Source organism: Phocaeicola sp. (assembly GCF_057861905.1).
The window spans coordinates 1-5,227 of sequence record NZ_DBMACV010000117.1; the positions used below are offsets into that span (position 1 = coordinate 1).

Annotated in this window: 3 protein-coding genes and 1 tRNA gene; 1 reads left to right on the top strand and 3 read right to left on the bottom strand. The window is 42.5% G+C overall.

Annotation, left to right across the window (positions count from 1 at the left end; translation table 11 throughout):
• The first annotated feature begins 290 nt into the window (after positions 1–290).
• Positions 291–379 (top strand) — tRNA-Ser (locus ACZM60_RS14320).
• A 221-nt stretch (positions 380–600) separates the two neighbouring features.
• On the opposite strand, the gene ACZM60_RS14325 is transcribed toward ACZM60_RS14320, so the two are convergent.
• From ACZM60_RS14325 to ACZM60_RS14335, 3 genes are all read right to left on the bottom strand, one after another.
• Positions 601–2,976 (bottom strand): ABC transporter permease, encoded by a 2,376-nt coding sequence (locus tag ACZM60_RS14325; protein ID WP_489521825.1) that lies wholly within the window; start codon positions 2,974–2,976, stop codon positions 601–603.
• Positions 2,977–3,062: 86 nt separating this feature from the next.
• Positions 3,063–3,740 carry an ABC transporter ATP-binding protein gene (locus ACZM60_RS14330; protein ID WP_489521826.1) on the bottom strand — a complete coding sequence of 226 codons (678 nt, stop codon included), beginning with the start codon at positions 3,738–3,740 and terminating at the stop codon, positions 3,063–3,065.
• Positions 3,741–3,783: 43 nt separating this feature from the next.
• Positions 3,784–5,127: an ABC transporter permease gene (locus ACZM60_RS14335; protein ID WP_489521827.1), complete on the bottom strand. Its 1,344-nt coding sequence runs from the start codon at positions 5,125–5,127 to the stop codon at positions 3,784–3,786.
• Positions 5,128–5,227: the final 100 nt, after the last annotated feature.

A 5,227-nucleotide genomic window follows, 5' to 3' on the forward strand; every position in this document is an offset into this window, starting at 1 on the left:
ATTGTTTCTTTGAAAACAAACCGGATGCATTGCAAGGATACTATATTGAGGACTCAAAACAACTGGCCTTATTCTAAACTTATCCCGAACTCAGGTAATAAGATTTTAGATCTTAGTTTGTTGCGGGTCAAGATACGAAAATCGCTCAAAAAGGGAAAGTTGTTGGACTAAATTCGTGAAATGATTTTAGTCTGCTGTTTTGTAAGAGAAATAAATGTAAAGATTAAGAGAAAATTTCAGCTTTGGCGATGACAACGAAACAGAAAAGGTTGTATATTCGCGGCGGATAAGGAAAGATGCCAGAGTGACCGAATGGGCCGGACTCGAAATCCGGTGAACGGCTTTGTCCGTTCCGTGGGTTTGAATCCCACTCTTTCCGCTTTTATGATTCGATAATATATTCCCTTTTTATTTTTGTTCTAAGAAAAAAGTTGTATGTGCAGTTTGTTTTCATTCCTTCGTTTTTTCCTGATTTTCAAAAACAGGAAGGGGTTCTTTGTGTTGTGGCTTTTCGGTTGCTTTATGATGCAATAAAAAAGAGGTTATCCCGTCCTGATAGTTGGGAAAACCTCTTAGTCAAAAGCGCTTACACTTATTATTTTATTCTGTTCTTAAATTATTGATTGGATTACTGCGTGCTGCCTTCCATATCATTGAAGTGCTGAGAATCAACATGATTATGAGTACTACCAGGATACATCCTCCGAAGATATACCCTGTGAGGTTGATTTTGAACGCAAACAATTCCAATAGGCGGTTGCTGGCAAATAGTGCAAATGCGGTTCCAATCAGAACAGCAGGAATGGCTATTTTCAGAATATCCTTCAAGAAGAGGAATTGTACATCCTTTACTTGTGCTCCGTGAATGATACGGATAGCTATTTCCGAACGTCGGCGGTTTACTTCATCACGGATATAGGCTATCAGGCCGATAAGTGCAATTACCAGAATACATAGTCCGACAAAGAGTATACTGTTTCTTACGTGTAACAGCATGTTGTACTGATTAGCCATTTCCAGGTCGAGACTATATACGTGTTTTTCCTGACTGGGCATGGTACGGCTGACTATGTCTTGTATCTCCTTTATTTGTTCTGGACTCATTTCTTTCAAACGAATGTAAAGAAGATGGTTAGGATGCGTGTTGTAGAACATCACCGTTGGGCGATCGTCGAAATCTTCCGCAACTTGAGAACCCAGATGAATTTCTTCGTACACACCACAGATAGTATAAGGACGACCTTGATGCTCTGTGATAAAGACTTGCTTGCCAATAGGAGAGCCTGTCCATCCGGCGAGTTTTTCCATCTTGTTGATAAAGCTACGGCTCACCATTACTTCCTGACTCACACTATCTCCCAGTTCGGTGGTAAAGCCCGTTCCTTCCAAAATGGGGATACTGAATACTTTATGATAGTCGGGACCTACATCATACATATCGGCAATATTCATGTATTCCTTATCGTTTTGTGGATCGTATACATTGTTTCCGCTGCATTTCATAAACATTTCCTGATATCCCCAGGTTACTCCGTTTACATTAGGAAGCCTTTTTAGTTCTTGTATGCAACGTTCACGCTCTATGTTCTGAGTTCCGGATAGGGAAGTATAAAGTATATTCTTATATTCGAATCCGGTGCGATAATTGGTCAATGCCTGATACTGAAGTCCGATAACGGTAAGCAGACAGACAAAGAAGGTAGTTAGCATGAACTGTACGAATAAGAGTCCCAGCTTCCATTGTCGTTTATTCTCTGTATATCGACGATAGGCGTAAGTGACAGGTATGCGTGTATATATATAGCTGGGCATTACTCCGCAAATTATAGCAACAGCAATAACGACCATCAGGCACAGCACTAAAGCAGTGGGAGAAAATAAAGCTCGCAAACTATGTCCCATTTGTTCTTGCAGAAAATCTTGCAGACCGAAAACAATGAGTACGGCAAGTATCAGAGCGATGAAGCAGTGCAATGCTGACTCTACCAGTATCATGCGATAAATATCCTTGCTTTCTGCTCCGTAACAGCGGTAAGTAGCAATACTTTTAGCTCGTTTCACTACCGATGAAACAACCAGCAGGATATAGTTCAGGACTGCTACAGCCAGCATGATAAAGGCAAAGACGAGGAATACGATGTTCATGATACGGTTGTATTCCGAGGATAGAAAGATCTTGCTTACAGGTTTCAGGTTCAGGTAAAACTGGCTGCCCGAACGTTCCAGCTCTTCCATCGGAGCATTGGTGTACAGCATGTGCTTGATGTTAGGTTCCAGCGTTTGCGGATCTGTACCGGGCCGCAGGCGGATATATCCGGAATAACGGTCGTTCCCCAGCCAATTGTTTCTTCCGTCTCCCATTATTTGGCCAATGGTAGGCAAAGCTACAGCAATATCTATTTTCGGCAGATGAGTATTTTCCGGGAAATCCTCAAAGACTCCTACTACCGTCAGATGAAAATCCGGGAAGACTTTCCAAGTCAGTTGTTTGCCTATAATATCATTTCCCAGTACTTTCAGCAGTTTGGCTGATATATAAGCATTGTTGGCTTTTTCCAGTCCGGTATGAGGCGCTTCTCCCATTAAAATTTTTCGTGGAAAGACCTCGAAAAAAGAGCTGTCGCACAAATAAGCATTACCTTTTATGGTACGTTGGTCATCGGTTGTTAACAGCAGATCTTCATTCAATATGGTAAAACGAGTGGCGGCTTCTACTTCCGGACAATATCGTTTGATGCCCGGGGCAATAGCTCCCGATACGGTATTGTGGTTTAACCAATCATTACCTTGATGCTTATAATTTTCCTGTATGATATAAGTGTCTTCCAGATGGGGAATAAAGTTATCATACGACCGTTCGAAAATTACTTCGGCAAGCATTACCAGTCCGATAGCCATTCCCACACCCAGACAGAGAATTTTTGTTAGGTTACCTTCTCCTTTCCGGAAAAGATTCTGTAGGGCTCTTTTCATCATTCGCTTGGATTGAAGTTAAAGTAAGAAGGCATATCCAGCTATATTGCCGGCATACCTCCTTACATATAAAGAAAACTTAAGAGAGATTACATTTCACTGATAGAGGATACAATCTGCCCGTCGAACAGATTGATCATACGTCCGGCAAATCCGGCATCACGCTGGCTGTGGGTTACCATTACGATGGTAGTTCCTTCTTTGTTCAGTTCGGTAAGCAGTTCCATTACTTCCAGACCGTTTTTAGAATCCAGGTTACCGGTTGGCTCATCGGCGAGGATGATTTTCGGATTGGAAACTACGGCACGGGCGATGGCCACACGCTGCTGCTGACCTCCGGAGAGCTGCTGGGGATAATGTTTGGCACGGTGACTGATATTCATACGCGACAGCATTTCGGTTACGCGTTTCTTGCGTTCTTCGGCAGGGATATTCAAATACGTAAGCGGAAGCTCGACATTCTCGAAAACATTCAGTTCGTCTATCAGGTTAAAACTCTGAAATACGAAACCGATATTACCTTTACGTACATTGGTACGGTCTTTCTCCTTCAGATGTCCGACCTCTTTGTTGTCCAGATAATAGTTGCCCGAGGTGGGATTATCCAATAAGCCGAGGATATTCAGTAAGGTTGATTTTCCACAACCGGAAGGTCCCATGATGGCCACGAATTCTTTTTCATTGACTTCCAGGTTTACATTGTTCAAGGCAATTGTTTCTACTTCCGTTGTACGGAATGTCTTGCAAAGGTTTTCAATCTTAATCATAGTGATAAGTATTAAATTGTTATTATATTTATTCTTTTGTTTATTATTCTGCTTTTAAGTTGTCTGTCGGATTGCTGATAGCCGTCCGGTAATTCTGTACTGTAATCGTTATCAGTGTGATGAGGCTGATGACGATACAGGTCAGAATGAATATCCACGGCGTGATGGCTATCCGTTCAGTAAACTGTTCCAGCCATTTGGATACGATATACCAGGCTATCGGTGTCGCAATGACGGAACTGACTACCGACAGCGTAAGATATGATCGTCCGAACATCCAGAGAATCTGACGGGTATAGGCTCCATATACCTTTCGGATACCGATTTCTTTGCGGCGCTGTTCTGCTTCGAAGATAACCAGTCCAAAGACTCCTACCAGTGAAATCAGAATGGCAAGCAGACTGGACAGGGTAATCAACTGTTGCTGATCGGCCTCTTTCTGGTAGAGCTGACTATATACTTGGTCATAGAATTTTATATCGACGGGATAACCGATAAAACATTTGGCAATGGTTTGACGGATGTGCTTCAAGGCTGTTTCCATATTGCTTCCGGCTTTTACACGAATGTAGGCAAAAGGCAGAATATTGCTGCCGTATTTCCCGTTTGGACAGAATATATAGGGAAGTGCTTCAGAACGGAGCGAGGTTAATTGTACGTTGTTGACGTAGCCTTTCAGTCGCGCATTCACACCCCAGACGAAGAAGTCCAGTATTTCACCGGCTGGAATGCCGGTTTGTTGCTGTAAGTCTTGTGTGGCAATAAAGTTCAGATCACTGTGATAGATGGAGTCGCTGGGGAGGAAATCTTCTCCCGATACAATTTTTAAGCCCATTACCTTACAGAAGTTTGTCGTGACGTCGATGTAGTAATGTCCGTGCATTTCTCCTTTATATAAGAAAGCATATTGAGTATATCCGCTTCCTCCGCCCAGATTTGATTTAGCATAGGCGATATCATCTATTTCTGCAAAACTTTTTAGGGTATTTGTAAAGTTGCGGTATTCGGAACTTTGATAAGGCATTTGTGGGAGAGAAGCAACCAGTATCTGGTCTTTGTCAATGCCTGATATATAATTTTGCATATAGCGGTTTTGCAGGAAAATGAATCCGGCAGTTACAATCAGCACAAATGAAATGATGTACTGGAAACCGATAAGTAACATGCGGAGCCGTTTGCCTCTTCCGCTTAGCGCATAGTTTCCTTTCAGCACAAGGGCCGGAGAGAACGAAGTCATGTACCATGACGGATAGAGTCCGGCAATGATTCCTGTCACCAGTGCAATGATTCCGGTATATCCGATGATGTGCCAGTAGGTAATCAGTGAAGGGGTGAATCCCATAAAAGAAAGTACCTTCAGGCGTATGAGCATTTCGACAATGCCCACAATGTTGTCCTAAACGATTTATAGGTACGATGAATATGAGGTTGTTGTAGATAACAACCCCTTCAAAGCTTTTTTTGGCCCCATTTATACTACTCCAGCT